This is a genomic window from Streptomyces sp. Da 82-17, from assembly GCF_046098215.1.
In the GTDB taxonomy this organism is placed as follows: domain Bacteria; phylum Actinomycetota; class Actinomycetes; order Streptomycetales; family Streptomycetaceae; genus Streptomyces.
Map to the genome: position 1 here is coordinate 13,064 of NZ_JBJURH010000031.1, position 17,657 is coordinate 30,720.

At 72.7% G+C, this 17,657-nt stretch carries 17 protein-coding genes; 6 read left to right on the forward strand and 11 right to left on the reverse strand.

Annotated elements, in window-relative coordinates; genetic code table 11:
- Nucleotides 1–324 precede the first annotated feature (324 nt).
- Complete coding sequence (locus ACIDOF_RS34960) at nucleotides 325–1,011, forward strand: RNA polymerase sigma factor (protein WP_409010259.1); 687 nt, start codon at nucleotides 325–327, stop codon at nucleotides 1,009–1,011.
- Entirely contained in the window at nucleotides 1,008–2,714 is a 1,707-nt protein-coding gene (locus ACIDOF_RS34965) for an IclR family transcriptional regulator C-terminal domain-containing protein (RefSeq protein WP_409010260.1), read from the forward strand. The genes ACIDOF_RS34960 and ACIDOF_RS34965 overlap by 4 nt, the downstream gene beginning before the upstream one ends.
- 36 nt (nucleotides 2,715–2,750) lie before the next feature.
- Here ACIDOF_RS34965 and ACIDOF_RS34970 read toward each other — a convergent pair whose 3' ends face one another.
- The 5 genes from ACIDOF_RS34970 to ACIDOF_RS34990 form a co-directional block, all read right to left on the reverse strand.
- Nucleotides 2,751–3,587, reverse strand: coding sequence for a class I SAM-dependent methyltransferase (locus ACIDOF_RS34970; protein WP_409010261.1), 837 nt, complete (start codon nucleotides 3,585–3,587; stop codon nucleotides 2,751–2,753).
- A gap of 124 nt (nucleotides 3,588–3,711) precedes the next feature.
- A complete protein-coding gene (locus tag ACIDOF_RS34975) occupies nucleotides 3,712–4,548 on the reverse strand; it encodes an ABC transporter permease (RefSeq protein ID WP_409010262.1) in 837 nt (278 codons plus the stop codon).
- The gene (locus ACIDOF_RS34980; RefSeq protein ID WP_409010263.1) at nucleotides 4,545–5,606 is read right to left on the reverse strand and encodes an ATP-binding cassette domain-containing protein; all 1,062 of its coding nucleotides are present in this window, start codon (nucleotides 5,604–5,606) and stop codon (nucleotides 4,545–4,547) included. Before ACIDOF_RS34980 ends, ACIDOF_RS34975 begins: the two co-directional genes overlap by 4 nt.
- A 45-nt stretch (nucleotides 5,607–5,651) precedes the next feature.
- Entirely contained in the window at nucleotides 5,652–6,494 is an 843-nt protein-coding gene (locus ACIDOF_RS34985) for a DUF4097 family beta strand repeat-containing protein (protein WP_409010264.1), read from the reverse strand.
- 136 nt (nucleotides 6,495–6,630) lie between these two features.
- Nucleotides 6,631–7,161: a toxin-antitoxin system HicB family antitoxin gene (locus ACIDOF_RS34990; protein WP_409010265.1), complete on the reverse strand. Its 531-nt coding sequence runs from the start codon at nucleotides 7,159–7,161 to the stop codon at nucleotides 6,631–6,633.
- 667 nt (nucleotides 7,162–7,828) lie between these two features.
- Between ACIDOF_RS34990 and ACIDOF_RS34995 the strand changes: the two genes are divergently transcribed.
- From ACIDOF_RS34995 to ACIDOF_RS35005, 3 genes are all read left to right on the forward strand, one after another.
- A complete protein-coding gene (locus ACIDOF_RS34995) occupies nucleotides 7,829–9,241 on the forward strand; it encodes a family 2B encapsulin nanocompartment shell protein (protein ID WP_409010266.1) in 1,413 nt (470 codons plus the stop codon).
- A gap of 108 nt (nucleotides 9,242–9,349) precedes the next feature.
- On the forward strand, nucleotides 9,350–10,693 hold the full coding sequence (locus ACIDOF_RS35000; protein ID WP_409010267.1) for a family 2 encapsulin nanocompartment cargo protein terpene cyclase: 1,344 nt from the start codon (nucleotides 9,350–9,352) through the stop codon (nucleotides 10,691–10,693).
- A gap of 18 nt (nucleotides 10,694–10,711) precedes the next feature.
- Nucleotides 10,712–11,605: a geranyl diphosphate 2-C-methyltransferase gene (locus tag ACIDOF_RS35005; protein ID WP_409010268.1), complete on the forward strand. Its 894-nt coding sequence runs from the start codon at nucleotides 10,712–10,714 to the stop codon at nucleotides 11,603–11,605.
- A gap of 76 nt (nucleotides 11,606–11,681) precedes the next feature.
- On the opposite strand, the gene ACIDOF_RS35010 is transcribed toward ACIDOF_RS35005, so the two are convergent.
- The 6 genes from ACIDOF_RS35010 to ACIDOF_RS35035 form a co-directional block, all read right to left on the reverse strand.
- Entirely contained in the window at nucleotides 11,682–12,149 is a 468-nt protein-coding gene (locus ACIDOF_RS35010) for a PPOX class F420-dependent oxidoreductase (RefSeq protein WP_409010269.1), read from the reverse strand.
- 45 nt (nucleotides 12,150–12,194) lie between these two features.
- Complete coding sequence (locus ACIDOF_RS35015; RefSeq protein WP_409010270.1) at nucleotides 12,195–13,508, reverse strand: MDR family MFS transporter; 1,314 nt, start codon at nucleotides 13,506–13,508, stop codon at nucleotides 12,195–12,197.
- Entirely contained in the window at nucleotides 13,505–14,626 is a 1,122-nt protein-coding gene (locus ACIDOF_RS35020; protein ID WP_409010271.1) for a PLP-dependent cysteine synthase family protein, read from the reverse strand. The genes ACIDOF_RS35015 and ACIDOF_RS35020 overlap by 4 nt, the downstream gene beginning before the upstream one ends.
- A gap of 166 nt (nucleotides 14,627–14,792) precedes the next feature.
- Nucleotides 14,793–15,302: a hypothetical protein gene (locus ACIDOF_RS35025; RefSeq protein WP_409010272.1), complete on the reverse strand. Its 510-nt coding sequence runs from the start codon at nucleotides 15,300–15,302 to the stop codon at nucleotides 14,793–14,795.
- Nucleotides 15,303–15,349: 47 nt separating this feature from the next.
- A complete protein-coding gene (locus ACIDOF_RS35030; protein WP_409010273.1) occupies nucleotides 15,350–15,991 on the reverse strand; it encodes a DUF305 domain-containing protein in 642 nt (213 codons plus the stop codon).
- Between the two features lie 110 nt (nucleotides 15,992–16,101).
- On the reverse strand, nucleotides 16,102–16,572 hold the full coding sequence (locus ACIDOF_RS35035) for a DUF6153 family protein (protein ID WP_409010274.1): 471 nt from the start codon (nucleotides 16,570–16,572) through the stop codon (nucleotides 16,102–16,104).
- Nucleotides 16,573–16,744: 172 nt separating this feature from the next.
- On the opposite strand from ACIDOF_RS35035, the gene ACIDOF_RS35040 reads away from it, so the two are divergent.
- Nucleotides 16,745–17,647: a hypothetical protein gene (locus tag ACIDOF_RS35040; protein WP_409010275.1), complete on the forward strand. Its 903-nt coding sequence runs from the start codon at nucleotides 16,745–16,747 to the stop codon at nucleotides 17,645–17,647.
- The last annotated feature ends 10 nt before the right edge of the window (nucleotides 17,648–17,657 follow it).

The following is a 17,657-nucleotide window of genomic DNA, read 5'->3' on the forward strand; positions in this document are numbered from 1 at the left end:
TTCCCGGCGTGGTCACTTGGGCGTCGTGATCAGTCACTTGTGGTTGCTTGTGATCCGCGGGGGAGAACTGCGGCCGGTCGCCCGTCGGACTGGTGAGGCGTGTTGCGCGTCCGTTGCGGACCAGATGGAGATCGACTCACATGACGGCGTCCTTCGAGTGGGCCGGGGTTGCCTCGGCCGTGGTGAGCGGGCTCGCCCCCGTGCTTGCCGCCCTGCTGCCCGGCTGGCTGGAGCGGCGGCGGAGCCGCGGGCGGCGGCAGGGAACCCCTCCCGTGGCGGCCCGGCGCGGGGCCGTGCGCTGCACCGGTGCGAGGGAGCGGTTCCGTGGTGGGAGGTGAGGCGCACACGGACGGCTTCGCCGTGGACGGCGGGCTCGGGCAGCAACTCGTCGACGCCTACGCGCAGTTCATGGCGACGATGCCGCACACCCTGCGCCGCGGCACGAACCGTCGACTGTCGCTGCACGCCTGCCAGGACGTGGCGCAGGAGGCGTTCCTCAGCGTGGCCCGCCGCTTCCGGGCGGGCGAGCTGGACGAGGACGTCAACGTACGGGCGTATCTGACGCGGGCCGCGCTCAACCTGGCGAAGACGCGGCTGCGCACGGAGCGCCGCCTTGAGCTCGCGGGCGACGACCTGCAGGCGTACCTGCCCGAACAGCGCTGCGGCGAGGCCGAGTCGGGGCCGTACGACGCGGACGCGCTGGTCGACCTGGTGTGGCCGGCGATCGAGGCGATGCCGCACAGCCAGCGCCGCCAGGTGGTGCAGTTGCAGAGCCGCGGCCTGACGGACATCGAGATCGCGGCGGTGCTCGGGATGCGGGCGGACCAGGTGTACCGGGAGCGACACAAGGCGGTGGTCGACCTGCGCCGGGCCCTCGTGGAGTTCATCCGCGACCGGCACCGCAACGCCAATCGCGGTACGGGCGCCGCCCGCGGTGCGCGGGGCCGTCATGCGGACGCCCGCGGCACCGACGCATCCCGCAGTGCGGACAAGGAAGGGGGACGGGTGTGAGCCGCTACGACGAGGGCCGCGGCGACGACCGCGCCGTCCGGACGCCCACGGCCCCCGAGGTCCCCCCGGGCCTGGACGAGCTGATCGACGCCCTGACCGGCCCGCCGGACCACTGGGACCGCCCCGACGGAGACTTCGGCCCGCACTCCGGGGCCGTACGGCAGGACCGTTCCGTACCGCCCGGCCTGGAGGCGCGGCGACGGGCGAACGCGCTGTACCGCCTCGGCTCCCGCGCCCTCGGCCGGGGTGAACTCGCCGCCGCCGCCGACTGGTTGGGGGACGCGGCGGCGTGCGGCCACCCGGGGGCGCTGTTCCGGCTCGCGGTGGTGGCGCTGCGGGCGGGTGCGGACTGGGGGCACGAGGCGTGGTTCCTGGTCGCCGAGGCTGCACGGCTCGGCCACGGCGACGCTGCCCGCCTCCTGCGTGCCCACGCCCACCGCCGTCCGGACACGGACACGGACCCGGACTCGGACGTGGCCACGCCGCGGGTCGAGGACGGGACGTACTTCGACGAGGCGCGCCGCCTGCTCGGGGTCGAGGAGGAGTTGTTGATGCCCGATCAGACAGGCGACTCCGTAAGGGAGTTGGGTGCCGGTCGTGGTGGTGGGCGTGCGCCGCGACTGTTCCTCGTACCTCCTCCCCCGCTGCCGCCCCTCGCGCGGGGCCGACGGGAGCAGGCGGCGGGCACGGACGACTCCGCCGGACTCGGAGCGCGTACGGGCCCGGCGGAGGTGCCCGCGCTGTGGCTGCCCGACCCGGCCGGCCCCGCACACCCCGCCCGTCCCGTGGCCGCGGTCCCCGGGGCGGACGGCGGCTCGCCGGAGGGGCCGTCGGGCGAGCCCTGGTGGTCGGCGAACGCGTTGCGCCCGGCAGTGCTCAACGACATGGCGCGGCACAGCCCGGCGCTCGCCCCGAAGCCGCGTGCCTGGCAAGCGGCCCTGCGGGCCCGGGACTTGCTGCACCTGATCGACGGCGCGGACGGCATCGACACCCGTACCCTCGCCCAGCGCACCCGCATGTCCCTCAACACCACCGTCCGGTTCCTGGACTGGCTGCGGGACCAGCACCTCATCACCACCGTCGGCGGCGCCCACCGCCCGGGACCGCTGCTGCGCGCGACCGGCGCCCCGGACCGCGACCTGCTCCGGCGGGCCCTCGCCGACCTGCGCGACGAGCTGGACGCCGCGGTGTACCTGAGCAGTTACGTCGACGGGGAGATCCGCATCCACGAGGCCGCGTACAGCCGTTCCGCCCCGCCGGTCGACGAGTGGGCGCCGTTCAGCGACACCGGGCACGCCAGCGCGGTCGGCAAGTGCCTGCTCGCCCAGCTGGACTTCGACACCCGCATGGAGCACCTGGCGCGGCACCCGTCGGTCCAGTTGACCGAGCGCACCATCACCGACCCCCGCGACCTGGTCGAGCGGCTCGACGGGCACGGCCCGCACGCCGCGCAGTTCGACCTCCTGGAGTACTCGCGCACGGAGGTGTGCGTCGCCTACTCGCTCGGCCTGCCGGGCCGAGCGTCCGGCATCGCCCTGTCCCTGCCCGCTCGGGACCACGGCCGCCTCATCCCGGCGGCCCGCTCCCTCAGCAGACGGGCCACGGGCATCCTGCTCGCCCACCTCGTCACCGAGGCATCGACCGGTACGGCAAGGGAGTCGACGGATCGCGCACACCCACCGGCCCGCCGGGCGCTGCCGTGACCCGGAGCGCGGGACGGCCTCCCCCGCCTCTGCCCGTCACGCCTTCCGCGCCGTGACCAGCAGGTACTCCCACTCCATCCCGGCGGGGCCCGCGGCGTCCAGGTGGCGCCGGGCCAGGGCGTCGAGGGCGTCGTCCAGGGCGGCGGCGCGGTCCTGGTCGTCGCCGATGTTGCGGTACACGGCGATGGTCGGGCCGTAGTTGGTCTTGAAGAACTCGCGGAAGTCCGCGGGCCGCGCGAACAGGTCGACGCGCAGCGTGCGGGTCTGGGCGGCGAAGTCCGTGACGCGGTCGCCGAGGAGTTCCCGTACGTGCTCGGCGCGGCCCCACAGCGGCGGGGGCTGCGCGCCGGGCGGCGGGGCGGGGGCGTACGGCTTCATCGTCGCGAACATCTCGCCGATGAAGCCCTCCGGGGTCCAGCTGATCAGGCCGATCGTGCCGCCGGGGCGGCACACGCGGACCGCCTCGTCGGCGGCGGCCCCGTGGTGCGGCGCGAACATGATCCCTACACAGGACAGGACCGTGTCGAAGCTGTCGTCGGGGAAGGGCAGGTGCTCCGCGTCCCCCTCGCGCCACTCGACGGTGACGCCCTGCTCGGCGGCGCGCGCCCGGCCCGCGTCGAACAGCTCGGGGGTCAGGTCGAGGGCGACGACCTCGGCCCCGGCCAGGGCGGCGGGGATCGCGGCGTTGCCGGTGCCCGCGGCGACGTCCAGGACGCGTGTCCCGGCGCGTACGCCGCAGGCCTGGACGAGGGCGGGGCCGAGGTCGGGGATGAGCTGGGCGGCCACCGCCGAGTAGTCGCCGAGGGCCCACATCTTGCGGTGCTTGGTCTTGAGGGCGCGGTCGGCTTCGACGGCGTCGATCTGTTCGGTCATGGCGGCTCTCCTCCTGCGCGTGCCCGACCACCCCCCATTGTCCTCCCGGGTCCCGTCCGGCGGCCTGTCGAGCAGGCGGGCGGACGGGCGGACGGGGCGCTGCGGCGCGGTGGTCGGGCTCGTACTACTTCGCTTCGCTGTTGAACTTCGACGTGGACCAGAGGTAGCCGAGCACGGCGAGTCCGATGCTCCACGCGACCGTCAGCCAGCCGTTGTGGCCGATCTCGGTGCCGAGGAGCAGTCCGCGCAGGGTCTCGATGGCCGGGGTGAACGGCTGGTACTCGGCGATCGGCTGGAACCAGCCCGGCATCGTCTCGATCGGGATGAACGCGCTGGACAGCAGCGGCAGCAGGATCATCGGCAGCGCGTTGTTGCTGGCGGCCTCCGCGTTCGGGCTGATCAGGCCCATGCCGACGGCGATCCAGGTGAGGGACATGGCGAACAGGACGAGCATGCCGAGGGCGGCCAGCCACTCAAGGGCGGTGGCGTCGGTGGCGCGGAAGCCGATGGCCACGCCGACCGCGCCGACGAGGATCACGCTCATGACCGCCTGCAGGACGCTGCCGACGACGTGCCCGACGAGCACCGAGCCGCGGTGGATCGCCATGGTGCGGAAGCGGGCGACGATGCCTTCGGTCATGTCGTTGGCGACGGACACGGCCGTGCCGACGACGGTGCCGCCGACGGTCATCAGCAGGATGCCGGGCACGATGTACGCGATGTACGCGCCGCGGTCCGGGGCCCCGCCGCCGATGCCGGCGCTCATGACGTCGCCGAAGAGGTAGACGAAGAGCAGCAACAGCATGACCGGTGTGAGCAGCAGGTTGAGCGTGAGCGAGGGGTAGCGCCGGGCGTGCAGCAGGTTGCGGCGCAGCATCGTGGCGGAGTCGCGTACGGCGAGGGCGAGGCCGGTGGGGTGGGTGGCGGCGCGCGGGCCGGGGGTGGTCGTCGCGGTGCTCATCGGGCGGTCTCCTTCTGCTGGTCGGGGTCGGTGCGGCGGGCGCCGGTGCCGGTGGCGGCGGGGGTGCCGGTGGTGCCGCGGGTGTCGCCGCCGGTCAGGGCGAAGAACACGTCGTCGAGGTCGGGGGTGTGCACGGTCAGCTCGTCGGCCTCGACGCCCGCGGCGTCCAGCCAGTCGAGGAGGGACCGCAGTTCGCGCTGGCTGCCGTCGCTGGGGATCTGCAGGGTCAGCGTCTCGTCGTTCCGCTGCACGTCGGCGAGGGCGAGGGCGGCGGTGCGGTACGCGGCCGGGGCGGCGAAGCGGAGCCGGACGTGCCCGCCCGGGACGATCCGCTTCAGCTCATCGGCGCTGCCCTCGGCGGCGATGGTGCCGTTGCTCAAGACGGCGATGCGGTCGGCGAGTTCGTCGGCCTCTTCGAGGTACTGGGTGGTGAGGAAGACGGTGACGCCGTCGGCGACGAGCTCGCGGACGACGCCCCACATGTTGTGCCGGGAGCGCGGGTCGAGGCCGGTGGTCGGCTCGTCGAGGAAGATGATGCGCGGGTCGCCGACGAGGGTCATGGCGATGTCGAGGCGTCGCTTCATGCCGCCCGAGTAGCCGCCCGCCGGCCTCTTCGCGGCGTCCACCAGGTCGAAGCGCTCCAGGAGTTCGGCGGTCACGCGCCTGCCCTCGCGGCGGGAGAGGTGGTGCAGGTCCGCCATGAGAAGCATGTTCTCCTCGCCGGTGATCAGGTTGTCGACGGCGGAGAACTGCCCGGTCACGCCGATCGCGGCGCGCACGGCCTGCGGATCGGCGGCCAGGTCGTGCCCGCCGACCCGGACGGGACCGGAGCCGGGGTCGGCGGCGACGAGCGTGGAGAGGATCTTCACGGCGGTGGTCTTGCCGGCGCCGTTCGGGCCGAGCAGCGCGAACACGCTGCCGGTGGGGATGCGCAGGTCGATCCCGTCGAGGACGCGCTTGTCGCCGTACGACTTGCGCAGTCCGGTCGCGGAGATGGCGAGGTCGTCGTGCAGGTGGTCGCCGGGCCGCCTGGTCGTGGGCAGGGCTGAGGAAGGCATGGGCTCTCCTGGGTGGGATGCGTACGTACGAGGGGCCGTGGGCGGTCAGGCCTTGGCGCGGAGGATGTCGATGTTGCCGTGGCGGGTGCGGGCCCGGACCGTGACGGTGTCCTCGGAGTCCTCCGGGGCGTCGGACGTGTCGAGCGTGTTGCGCACCTGCCCGGACTGGGAGCTGACGTCGAGCCAGGCGGCGGTGCCCTTGCGGATGCCGACCTCGATGGTGCCGTGGGCGGTCTCCAACTCGACGGTGCCGCGGGCGACTTCGGCGATGCGCAGGGTGCCGTGGGCGGTGGTGGCGGCGACGGAGTCCTCGGCGCGGGTGACGTCGATGTCGCCGTTGGAGCCGCGGACGCGCAGCTCGCCCTCGACGGCGCCGACGACCGTGCTGCCGTGCGAGTTCTTCAGTACGGCGGGCCCGTGCACGGAGCCGACGCGGAGGCTGCCGGAGCTGGTGGAGATGTCGGCGGCGCCCTTGACCTCGTCCACGGTGATCGAGCCGTGCGCGGCTTCGAGGCGCAGCGGCCCGGTGGCGTCGAGCCGGACGTCGCCGGCGGCGGTCTCCACCTGTACGTCGCCGAGTCGCCCCTCGCCGAGCACCTGGGCCCAGGCGCCCTTCATCTCGACGCGGGAGCCGGTGGGCAGGGCGATGGTGACGTCGACGGTGCCGGTGCGGCCGAACATGGTGCTCTTCGGCGTCTTCACGGTGAGGCCGCCGCTGACGTAGGTGACCTGGGTCTGGTCGGCGGCGCGCACGTCGAGGTCCTTCTTCGGGTCGCGCGGCTGGACGTCGACGACGGTGTCGGACCGGTCGGCGGCGCTGAACCGGATGGACCCGGCGGCGACGTACGCGGTGACGGAGATGGGCGCGGGGGTGTCGAAAGCAGGCATGGCTGTGCCGTCCTCTTGGCTTGTCGGGGCGTCCCTGCTGGTGGGACGGGCGGATGAAGTGCGTGCTGCGTGCCGCGTGTTGAGCGGCGCGCGTCGGATGGGATGTGCCGGGTGGGGTGCGTCGGGTGGGGTGCGGCTAGCGCACCCAGCCCGTGTGCTGCTGTCCGACGGTGTGCGTGCCGTCGGCGGTGCGTGTGCGGGGCTGCCTGCCGTCCGCGCCGACCGCGGCCGAAACGGCGCGCACCAGCCAGGCGTTCACGGAGAGCCCTTCGCGGCCCGCGGCTTCCTCGACACGTGCCTTGAGGTGGGCCGGCAGGCGCAGGTTGATCCGTGCGGTGGCCCCTTCGTCGCCGTCGGCGGGGACGTCGGGGGCCGGGTGCGGTTCGGGCGCCGGCTCGCCGACGGGCGCTGCCGCCCGCCGCTCGTACGCCGGTGCCACGACGAACTCGGGGTCGAGGCCGCGCAGCCGTACGTCGACGGAGCCCGGGGCGAGCTCTCGCGTGATCTCGGCCGTGGCGGCGGAGAGCGCTTCGAGCAGGGCCAGCCGGGCGGCCGACTCCAGCGGCGCGCTCAGCCGCTCGGCGAGTTCGCGAGCACCGCTCCCGCCGGATTCGGCGGCCACCGCGAGTTCGCGGCGGAGGGTCTCGACGTACGGGGTGAGGTTCATGACGTCATCATGGCATCACTTTGGCACCACCCGCAAGGCCGATTGGCGCCGCAGTTCGCGAAGTCGGCACCAACGGCCGCTTGAGCTGGGAAAACGCCGCAGAAATCGCTCTGGACATCGCCCTTCCAGGCGCACACCGGCCGGAATCTCGGCACGCAGCGGTGCCATCTGGCGCCGCATGGCATCATCTCGCGCCACCCGACGCCGGACCGGCACCACGGAGCGCCACTCGGCGCCACACGATGCCGCGCGCCGCCACCCCCCGCCACCCCTCCCCCGCGCCGCCGCCCTCCGCGTCCCCGGCGTTCGCCCCCTACCGCCTGTCGAGACGGACCGGCGACCAGCCGTGGCCGAAACCGTGGCCTGCCGTCTCGCACATCAGGCCAGTTGCTCCCCCTCGGCCGCGTCGCGCGGCGGAGGAACGCGGCCGAATCTCATCGGTGCCCGGGCAAACGTCGGCTCCTCATGATCAACGCATCGAGTTAATGTCCCCGGTCGCCCGTGGCAGGGCGGGCAGGACGGCCACTAGCGTTCCGAGCGATCTCGACGGATCACCCCTCACCGCCCTCATCTGCACGCTCATCACCCTCATCTCCCCCTCACCACTTCTTCGCCTCGTGGCGCCCGCATGCGCCCAACTCTGTTCAGAACAAGGAGAGTTCGACCGATGACTGTCGAATCGACCCCGGAGGCAGGCGTGGAGCTGCCTCGGCAATCCAGCCTGGGCACGGCGGCTGCCCGCAACCTCGCCACGACGACCAAGTCCGCGCCGCAGATGCAGGAGATCACCTCCCGCTGGCTGCTGCGGATGCTCCCCTGGGTGGAGACCAAGGGCGGCACCTACCGGGTGAACCGCCGGCTCAGCTACACCGTCGGCGACGGGCGCGTGGAGTTCGTCCAGGACGGCTCCGACGTCCGGGTGATCCCCCGTGAGCTGGGCGAACTCGCCCTGCTCCGCGGCTTCGACGACGTCGAGGTGCTGACGGCCCTCGCCGACCGCTGCGTCCAGCGCGACTTCACGAGCGGCGAGACCCTGGTGGTCCGCGGCACGCCCGCCGACCAGCTGTACCTCATCGCCCACGGCCGCGTCAGCCAGGCCTCCGAGGGCAGTTACGACGACGAGGTGGCCCTCGACGTCCTCGCCGACGGCGCCCGGTTCGGCGAGTACGCGCTGCTCGACGACGACGCCCGCTGGGAGCACACGGCGATCGCCGAGACCTCCGGCACGCTGCTCACCCTGTCCCGCGCCGACTTCGCCTCCGTGCTGGACTCGGCGCCGCAACTCCGGGAACACGTCGAGGAGTTCAAGTCGCGGGCAGGACGTCCGCAGAACCATCGCGGCGAGGCGGAGATCGCGATGTCCGCCGGGCACACCGGCGAGCACGGCCTGCCCGGCGCGTTCGTCGACTACGAGCTGAAGCCCCGCGAGTACGAGCTCTCCGTCGCCCAGACGATCCTCAAGGTGCACACCCGGGTCGCCGACCTGTACAACCACCCGATGAACCAGACGGAGGAGCAACTCCGGCTCACCGTCGAGGCGTTGCGGGAGCGCCAGGAGCACGAGCTCATCAACAACCGGGAGTTCGGCCTCCTCCACAACGCCGACTTCAAACAGCGCATCCAGACCCACTCCGGCCCGCCCACCCCGGACGACATGGACGAACTCCTCAGCCGCAGGCGGGGATCCAAGTTCTTCCTCGCCCACCCGAGGACCATCGCGGCGATCGGCCGGGGCTTCAACGCGCGCGGCCTCTACCCGGACCACGTCGACCTCGGCGGCCAGCTGGTCCCGGCCTGGCGCGGGGTGCCGATCCTGCCCTGCAACAAGATCCCGATCACCAAGGAGCGGACCAGCTCCATCCTCTGCATGCGTACCGGCGAGGACAACCAGGGCGTCATCGGCCTGCACCAGACCGGCCTGCCGGACGAGTACGAGCCGGGCCTGTCGGTGCGCTTCATGGGCATCAACGAGCAGGCCATCACGTCCTACCTGGTCAGCACGTACTACTCCGCGGCGATCCTCGTGCCGGACGCGGTCGGCGTCCTGGAGAACGTGCAGATCGGCCACTGGCCCAAGTAGGCCGAGCGGCCCTGACGGCACGGCGCGGCGGGCACCGGCTCTCCGGACCCGTCGCGCCCGCCCGCAGGGCCGGTGACCGCCGCCGACCGTCTCACCAAGGAGCTACCGATGCCTGCGCCTGACCCGGCGCCACCGAAGTCGGGCCCGCCGGACGCCGCGTCGCACTTCGGGGCGCGGCTGCTCGCCGACGCGGCGGCCCGCGTCCACGACATGGCGGCCCTCACCGGCGGCCCACCCCGTACACCCGAACCGGCCCACGCCCCGACCAGCCCTGCACCGAGCCCTGTCGAGGCCAGGCCGAGGGTGCTCGGCGGTCCGACCGGGCTCGGCACGGAGGGGCTGCGCCTGCACCTGCGGACGCCCGAGCCCCCGCCGACCGTGCCCGGGCCGTCGCCCGAGGCCGCCGACGCCGACACCGCCGACACCGCCGACACCGCCGACACCGCAGAGACCGCAGAGACCGCCCCCGCCGAGGGCCGCCCCATCCCGGGCCTCTACTTCCACCCGATCCCCGAACCCGACCCCGCCCGGGTCGACGAGGTGAGCCGGCGGATCAAGGCCTGGGCCCTCGACGAGGTCTCGCTCTATCCGGAGGACTGGGAGGAGCAGTTCGACGGCTTCTCCGTGGGCCGCTACATGGTGGCCTGCCATCCGGACGCGCCCACCGTCGACCACCTGATGCTCGCGACCCGGCTGATGGTCGCCGAGAACGCGGTGGACGACTGCTACTGCGAGGACCACGGCGGCTCCCCCTTCGGCCTCGGCAGCCGCCTCCTGCTCGCGCACACCGCGCTGGACCCGCTGCACACCACGCGCGAGTACCAGCCGCAGTGGGCCGAGTCCCTGCACGCGGACGCGCCCCGGCGCGCGTACCGCTCCGCGATGGAGTACTTCGTACGGGCGAGCAGCCCCTCCCAGGCCGACCGGTACCGGCACGACATGGGGCGGCTGCACCTGGGGTACCTCGCGGAGGCCGCGTGGGCGCAGGAGGACGTGGTGCCCGAGGTGTACGAGTACCTGGCGATGCGTCAGTTCAACAACTTCCGCCCCTGCCCGACCATCACGGACACCGTCGGCGGCTATGAACTGCCCGCGGATCTGCATGCGTTGCCGACCATGCAGAAGGTGATCGCCCTCGCGGGCAACGCGACGACGATCGTCAACGACCTGTACTCGTACATGAAGGAACTCGCCGCTCCCGGGCGGCACCTGAACCTGCCCGTGGTGATCGGCGAGCGGGAGGGGCTGTCCGAACGGGACGCCTATCTGAAGTCGGTCGAGGTCCACAACGAGCTCATGCACGACTTCGAGACCGAGGCCGCCGCCCTGGCCGCGGCCTGCCCCGTGCCGAGTGTTCTGCGCTTCCTGCGCGGCGTCGCCGCCTGGGTCGACGGCAACCACTACTGGCACCAGACCAACACCTACCGCTACAGCCTGCCGGACTTCTGGTAAGAACCTCCGGTCAGAGAAATGGACATGTCTGTGACCACCAGCACCGAACTCACCGCCACCGACGCCCCGCGCATCCCCGGCCCGGCGACGCCCTACCAGGGCGACATCGCCCGCTACTGGGACGGGGAGGCGAGGCCGGTGAACCTGCGTCTCGGCGATGTCGACGGTCTGTACCACCACCACTACGGCATCGGCGAGATCGACCGCGCCGCGCTCGGCGACAGCGAGGACAGCGCGTACGAGAAGAAGCTGATCGCCGAGCTGCACCGGCTGGAGTCGGCGCAGGCCGATCTGCTGCTCGAGCACCTCGGCGACATCGGCGCCGCCGACACGCTCGTGGACGCGGGCTGCGGGCGCGGTGGCTCGATGGTGATGGCCCATCAGCGGTTCGGCTGCAAGGTCGAGGGCGTCACGCTCTCCGCCAAGCAAGCCGAGTTCGCCAACAACCGGGCCCGTGAGCTGCGCATCGACGACCATGTCCGGGCCCGGGTCTGCAACATGCTGGCCACGCCGTTCGAGACGGGCATGGCGGCGGCCTCGTGGAACAACGAGTCGACGATGTACGTCGACCTGCACGACCTGTTCGCCGAGCACTCCCGCATCCTGCAGGTCGGCGGTCGCTATGTGACGATCACCGGCTGCTGGAACCCGCGGTACGGCCAGCCCTCGAAGTGGGTCTCGCAGATCAACGCGCACTTCGAGTGCAACATCCACTCGCGCCGCGAGTACCTGCGCGCCATGGCCGACAACCGGCTCGTCCCGCAGGCGGTCATCGACCTCACCCCGGACACGCTGCCCTACTGGGAGCTGCGGGCCACCTCGTCCCTGGTCACGGGCATCGAGGAGGCGTTCATCAACTCGTACCGGGACGGCTCCTTCCAGTACGTGCTGATCGCCGCGGACCGCGTCTGACGGATCCCCACAGCAAGGGGCGCGCGTCGGCCAGTTCGGCCGGCGCGCGCCCCTCGTGTGTGCGCTGCCGCGGGGGTCAGTCCTCGGCGAGGCGGGCCGGGAAGCCGCCGGTGGCGACCGGGCCCCACCGCTCCGGTGTGATCCGGATGAGGGACTTGCCCTGCTTCAGCATCGCCGCGCGGTACTCGTCCCAGTCCGGGTGCTCCCCCGAGATGCAGCGGAAGTACTCGACCAGCGGCTCCACCGAGTCCGGCGCGTCGATCACCTCCGCCGTGCCGTCGACCTGCACCCACGGGCCGTTGAAGTCGTCGCTCAGCACGATGACGCTGACCCGCGGGTCACGCTTCGCGTTGCGGGTCTTCGCGCGTTCCGGGTACGTGGAGACGACGATCCGCCCCGACGTGTCGACCCCGCAGGTCAGCGGGGAGCCCTGCGGACTGCCGTCGGAACGCCTGGTCAGCAGGATCCCTCGATGCCTGGGCCGGACGAAGTCCAGCAACTCTTCGAGATTCACACGGGTGTTGGTCGCGACGGAGCGAGCCATTCCGGCACCTTCCTTACGGCTTGGCCTCGATTCGGCGCAAGCAGGTTAAGCACGGACGGCGCCGGGGCTCGCGCCGACGACGCTCTCGGTTCGGGTGAGGCGGCCCGTGCGGTGCAGGGTGTGGAGGGCTGCCGCGCAGGTCAGGCCGAGGGCGGTGAGGGCGAGCCAGGGCAGTGCGGAGAGGCCCGCCGCCCGGGCCGCGTCGAGTGCGGCGCCGGTGAGGAGGTTGCCGAGGGTGATGCCGATCCCGCAGATGGTGTTGTAGAGCCCGTAATGCGTGGCGACGAGGCGGTTGCCGGAGAGCCGGACGACCGTGTCCATCTCGAAGGGGTACGCGATCATCGTGCCGAGTGCGAGCAGCAGCGCGGAGAGCGTCGGCGGCACGGCCGCGAGCAGCCACCGCCCGGCGCCGCCCTCGGGCACGGCGACCGCGAGGGGCACGAGCAGCGGCAGGAAGCCCGCGGCCATGGTGATCAGTCCCCAGGTCAGGGCCCGGCCGGGCGCCATGCGGGCCTTGCAGCGGGCGGTGACCCGGGTCTGGAACAGGATGGTGCTGAGCCCCGACACGGCGAACAGCAGCGCCACCGCCGCCGTCCCGGACGTCCCGTCGCCGCCGATGCGCCGCACCTCAAGGGGCAGGGCGAGATAGACCTGGAACTGCATCACGTAGAAGCCGACCATGGCCGCCGAGAACAGCAGGAACGGCCGGTTGGCCAGCATGCCCCGCCACTGTGCGAGCACACCGTCCCGTCCCTCGGCGTCCCCGTCGGCCTTCGGGTCGCTCGCCCGGCGGGCTGGCAGGGCCCGGAGCTGGACGAGGCTCAGGAGCGCGAAGATGCCCGCGGCGACCAGGCAGGTGATCCGGAAGTCGACGCCGGTGAGCACCATGCCGACCAGCGGGCCGAGCAGAATGCCCGCCTGGTAGAAGACGTTGAACAGCGCGAACGCCTCCACCCGCCGCTCCCCCGCGTCCGCCGCGAGGTAGGCCCGTACCGCCGGGTTGAACAGGGCGCCCGCGAGGCCGGTGGCGGCGGACGCGGCGAGCAGGGCGGGCACGGAGTCGACGAGGCCGAGGGTGGCGAAGCCGGCGATGCGGAGCAGCAGACCGGCGATGATCATGGGCTTGTAGCCGAGCCGGTCGGCGAGCGTGCCGCCGACGAGGAACATGCCCTGCTGGCTGAAGTTCCGTACGCCGAGGACCAGTCCGACGATCCAGCCGGCGAGGCCGAGGGTGCCGGACAGGTGCTGCGCGAGGTACGGCATCAGCATGTAGAAGCCGAGGTTGATGGTGAACTGGTTGACGAGGAGCAGTTGGACGCTGCGGTCGTAGGAACGGACCTGGGCGAGGGTGTTCTTCACCGGGCGGCCCCCGCTTCGGCGGTACGGGCCTGTGCGCTGTCGGTGGTCTTCGCGAGCGGGTCGGTCACCTCGGTGCAGCGGGTCCAGCGGGTGACCTCCTTCTCGTCGGTCCGTCCCACCACGTCGGGTTCGGGTGGCGGGGCCGTGCCGAGGAGGCCGTGCTCGGCGCAGTACGCGTCGTCGTACACCGTCTCCAGGTAGCGCTGCGGGCCGTCGGGGAAGACGGCCGCGATGCGGGTGTCGCGGGGCTCGGTGCGGGCGAGCCAGCCGGAGACGAGCGCGACGGCGCCGACGCTCCAGCCGCCGGTCGCGTAGTGCGAGGTCGCCAACTGCCGGCACGCCCACACCGATTCGGCGGGCGCCACCCAGTGCACCTCGCTGAAGTTCTCGTACGCCACGTTGCGCGGGTAGATGCTGGAGCCGAGGCCGCGCATCAGGCGGGGGCGGGCGGGCTGGCCGAAGATGGTCGAGCCGACGGTGTCCACGCCGACGAGGCGCAGGCCGGGGTAGATCTGGCGGAGGGTGCGGGAGATGCCCGCGGAGTGGCCGCCGGTGCCGACGCTGCAGACCAGGACGTCGATGTGGCCCATCTGGGAGGCGAGTTCGAGGGCGAGCGGGGTGTAGGCGGCGACGTTGTCGGGGTTGTTGTACTGGTCCGGGCACCACGCCCCGGGCCGGGCTGCGAGGAGCCGGGCGACCCGGTCGCGGCGGGCCTGCTGCCAGCCGCCGACGGGGTGCGGCTCGGGCACCGTGTCGACGGTCGCGCCGTACGCGGCGAGCAGCCGGGTCATGGACGGTTCGAGGCCGGGGTCGGTGACGAGGGTGACGGGGTGCCCGTACACCGTTCCGGCGAGGGCGAGTCCGAGGCCGAGGGTGCCGCTGGTCGACTCGACGACGGGCGCGCCGGGCTGCAACTCGCCCCGGGCGCGGGCCCGTTCGACCATGTGGAGGCCGGGGCGGTCCTTGATGCCGCCCGGGTTGAAGCCCTCCAGCTTGGCCCAGAACCCGCGGTCGGGCGGGCTGAAGGGGCGGGAGACCCGCAGCAGCGGGGTGTTGCCGACGAGCCCCTGCAGGCTGGCGCCGGCGGGGGTGAAGTCACGCGCGGTCAGGGAGTGCATGCGTGTGTGGTCGCTCTCCGTGTGTGGGGAAGGTCGGACGCCGGTCACCGCAGGGCGGCCCGACCGTGTCGAGGCGCACGCCGACGCGGGACGTCACGTACGGGGACGTGCGTCCTGTGGGCATGCCTCAACCGGTGGTCGCCGAGCGGGGGTTGGGGGCGTCGGCCTAGATCCGCAGCACCGGGGACTCCGCCGCGTGCGGTATCGGCGCCACGAAGCCGCGCACCGCGGACGGGTGGACGTGCACGAGGGGCGGCGTCACGGGCTCCGCGGGCGGGTCCCAACTCAGCGGTGTGAGACAGGGCATGCCGACCGCGGGGCCCTGCGAGGGCTGTCCGAGCGTGCACTCCTCGAACGCGTGCCGGTCGCCGTGCCCGTCGCCGCCGTGGCCGTGCAGGGCGTGGCTGTCGTCGCCGTGCCGGTCGCGGTGGTCGGCCGGTTCCTCGTCGGGAGGGTGGGTGGCCGTGGCGGCGGTGCCGCCCGCCCCGGGGGCGGCGTGACCGGCGTGCGCGGTCAACGCGCCGCCGCCCGGGGCGAGATGAGCGACCGCGCTGTCGGGGCTGGCCGCGTGCATGTAGAGCAGGCCGAGGAGGAGCAGGCCAAGTCCCAGCAGGCGCCGGGCAGTCGCCGTCGGGCGACCCCGTCGTACGCCGGAAGGAGACCAAGCCGTGATCACGCCGTGATCCTAACCTCTGCCTGTCGGACTGACGTAAGTTCGGAGAGTCAGTCCTTGCCGAGGATCTTGTTCATCTGGTCGATTTCGGCCGTCTGGGCGTCGATCACCGCGTCGGCGAGCTTGACGGCCGGGCCGTACTTGCCCTTGGCCTTCTCGGTTTCGGCCATTTCGACGGCGCCTTCGTGGTGCTCGATCATCATCTCCGCGAACATCTCGTCGAACGCGGCCCCGGAGGCCTTCTTCAGCTTCGCCATGTCCTCGGCGGTCATCATGCCGGGCATGCCGGAGGACATGTCGTGCCCTTCGTGGCCGCCCGACTCCGCGGGGACTTCCTCGCCCCACGAGGTGAGCCAGCCGGACATGGTCCTGATCTCCGGGTCCTGGGCGCCCTTGATCTTCGCCGCGAGGTCCTCGATCTCCTTCGATCCGGCCCGGCCCTCGGCCAGTTCGGCCATGTCCACGGCCTGCCGGTGGTGCGGGATCATGCCCTTGGCGAAGGCGACGTCCGCCGCGTTGTGGTCGCCGGCCTGCGCCGATCCGGTCGCGGACGGGGTGGACTGCTTCGACTCGTGCGAGCCCGCGTCGTGCCCGCCGTCGTCGCCGTTCCCGCACGCGGCGAGAACGAGTGCGGCGACCGCGGCGGTGGCGGCGAGTGCGGTACGACGGGCGAGCTTGCGGTGTGCGGTCATGGGTGAACTCCTGCGTTGCTTCGGTGCGTTGACGCGCTGAGGTGCGCGTACGAGGGCATGCCGGGGCACGGCGCCGGCGCCGGGTGGGCGGCGGCGTCGCGCGGGCCGCTCTAGATGCGCAGGAGCTGGAGTTCGGAGAGTGAGGGCGGCGCCCGGCCGCCGACGGGCCCGTCACCGGCCCAGACCGGATGCACGGCGGGCGGTTCGGCGCCGTCCGTGAGCGAGGGCAGCAGTGCGGGCAGCGCGGGCGATCCCGCGACACCGGGCGAGGAACACGTCGGGTCGGAGTGCCGTACGTGACCGCCGCCGCACCCTTCGCCGCTGTGGTCACACTGGCCCGAGACGGACTCACCCGAAACGGACCGGCCCGGCAGAGACTGGTCCGAGAGGGACGGGTGCGGAGCCGTACGCGCCGTCGCCGACGCGTGTGACGCGGCCCGGTGATGACCGGAAGCGGCCGCGTGCGGGGCGGGGCCCAGGCCGTGCATGCCGACGAGCCCGAGCAGCACGCCGAGCATGAGCAGCAGCCCGCGGAACCGCACCGGCGGTCGCGTTCGGGCCTGCAGTTGCTCGTGCTTCACGCGGCCCATCGTAGGCATACCCCTCGGGGGTCCCGCACGCCGGATACCTCCGGACCGAAGAAGCTGCCCTTCCAGAAGCTGCCCTCCCACGCTTGACCTACATACCCCCCAGGGGTATACATGACCTCGACGCAAGTACCCCCAGGGGGTATCGAGCAACGCGGAGGAAGCCATGAACACGCACACCGCCCACGCCTCGCACACCGACCACGCGGCACACACCGCTAACGCCTCGCACACCGCTCACGCCTCGCACGGCGGCAAGGCCGGTGGCCTCTCCGTCTCCGAGCACGGCTACACCCTGGAGCTCGACTCCGCGCTCCTCGCCCCCGGCGTACAGCCGGTCCGCTTCCGGGTGACGGGCCCCGACGGCCTCCCGGTGACCGCGTTCGTGCCCGAGCACGAGAAGAAGCTGCACTTCATCGCCGTACGCCGGGACACCTCCGGGTTCCAGCACGTGCACCCGGTGATGGACGCGCACGGCACCTGGAGCACCGAACTCGCCCTGGAGCCCGGCGACTGGCGGTTCTTCGCCGACATCCACCCGGTGGGCCACGACGGAACCCTGACGCTGGGCATCGACGCCGCCGTGGCCGGACCGTACGAGCCCAGGCCGCTGCCCGAGGACGGCGGGGTCGCGCGCCTCGGGGAGTACGAGGTCGCCCTCGACGGCGAGCTGCGCCCCGGCGAGGCGAGCCGGCTCACCCTCACCGTCGGCCGGAACGGCCGGCCCGTCTCGGACCTGCAGCCGTACCTGGCCGCGTACGGGCACCTGGTCGCGCTGCGGGTCGGCGACCTCGGCTACCTGCACGTGCACCCGGAGGGCGAGCCCGGCGACGGCGTCACCGCGCCCGGGCCCGAGATCGCCTTCATGGCCGTCGCCCCCTCGGCCGGGACCTACCGCCTGTTCCTCGACTTCCAGCACGAAGACGTCGTACGGACGGCCGAGTTCACGGTCCGCACCGCCGACCGCACCGCCACCCCGGCGGCGCACACCGGCCACCACACCGAGCACCACGGCGGCTCGCACGGCGGCCACCAGCACGGCCACCACGCGCACCACGGCCACCACTGACCCCGACTCC

What these genes read in the sequence shown, in the direction of transcription:
- ACIDOF_RS34975 (WP_409010262.1), bottom strand. Translation starts at nt 4,548, where the DNA reads ATGAGCACCGCGACGACCACCCCCGGCCCGCGCGCCGCCACCCACCCC.
- ACIDOF_RS34980 (WP_409010263.1), bottom strand. Translation starts at nt 5,606, where the DNA reads ATGCCTTCCTCAGCCCTGCCCACGACCAGGCGGCCCGGCGACCACCTG.
- ACIDOF_RS35020 (WP_409010271.1), bottom strand. Translation starts at nt 14,626, where the DNA reads ATGCACTCCCTGACCGCGCGTGACTTCACCCCCGCCGGCGCCAGCCTG.
- ACIDOF_RS34970 (WP_409010261.1), bottom strand. Translation starts at nt 3,587, where the DNA reads ATGACCGAACAGATCGACGCCGTCGAAGCCGACCGCGCCCTCAAGACC.
- ACIDOF_RS35010 (WP_409010269.1), bottom strand. Translation starts at nt 12,149, where the DNA reads ATGGCTCGCTCCGTCGCGACCAACACCCGTGTGAATCTCGAAGAGTTG.
- ACIDOF_RS35000 (WP_409010267.1), top strand. Translation starts at nt 9,350, where the DNA reads ATGCCTGCGCCTGACCCGGCGCCACCGAAGTCGGGCCCGCCGGACGCC.
- ACIDOF_RS34995 (WP_409010266.1), top strand. Translation starts at nt 7,829, where the DNA reads ATGACTGTCGAATCGACCCCGGAGGCAGGCGTGGAGCTGCCTCGGCAA.
- ACIDOF_RS34985 (WP_409010264.1), bottom strand. Translation starts at nt 6,494, where the DNA reads ATGCCTGCTTTCGACACCCCCGCGCCCATCTCCGTCACCGCGTACGTC.
- ACIDOF_RS35040 (WP_409010275.1), top strand. Translation starts at nt 16,745, where the DNA reads ATGAACACGCACACCGCCCACGCCTCGCACACCGACCACGCGGCACAC.
- ACIDOF_RS35030 (WP_409010273.1), bottom strand. Translation starts at nt 15,991, where the DNA reads ATGACCGCACACCGCAAGCTCGCCCGTCGTACCGCACTCGCCGCCACC.
- ACIDOF_RS34990 (WP_409010265.1), bottom strand. Translation starts at nt 7,161, where the DNA reads ATGAACCTCACCCCGTACGTCGAGACCCTCCGCCGCGAACTCGCGGTG.
- ACIDOF_RS35005 (WP_409010268.1), top strand. Translation starts at nt 10,712, where the DNA reads ATGGACATGTCTGTGACCACCAGCACCGAACTCACCGCCACCGACGCC.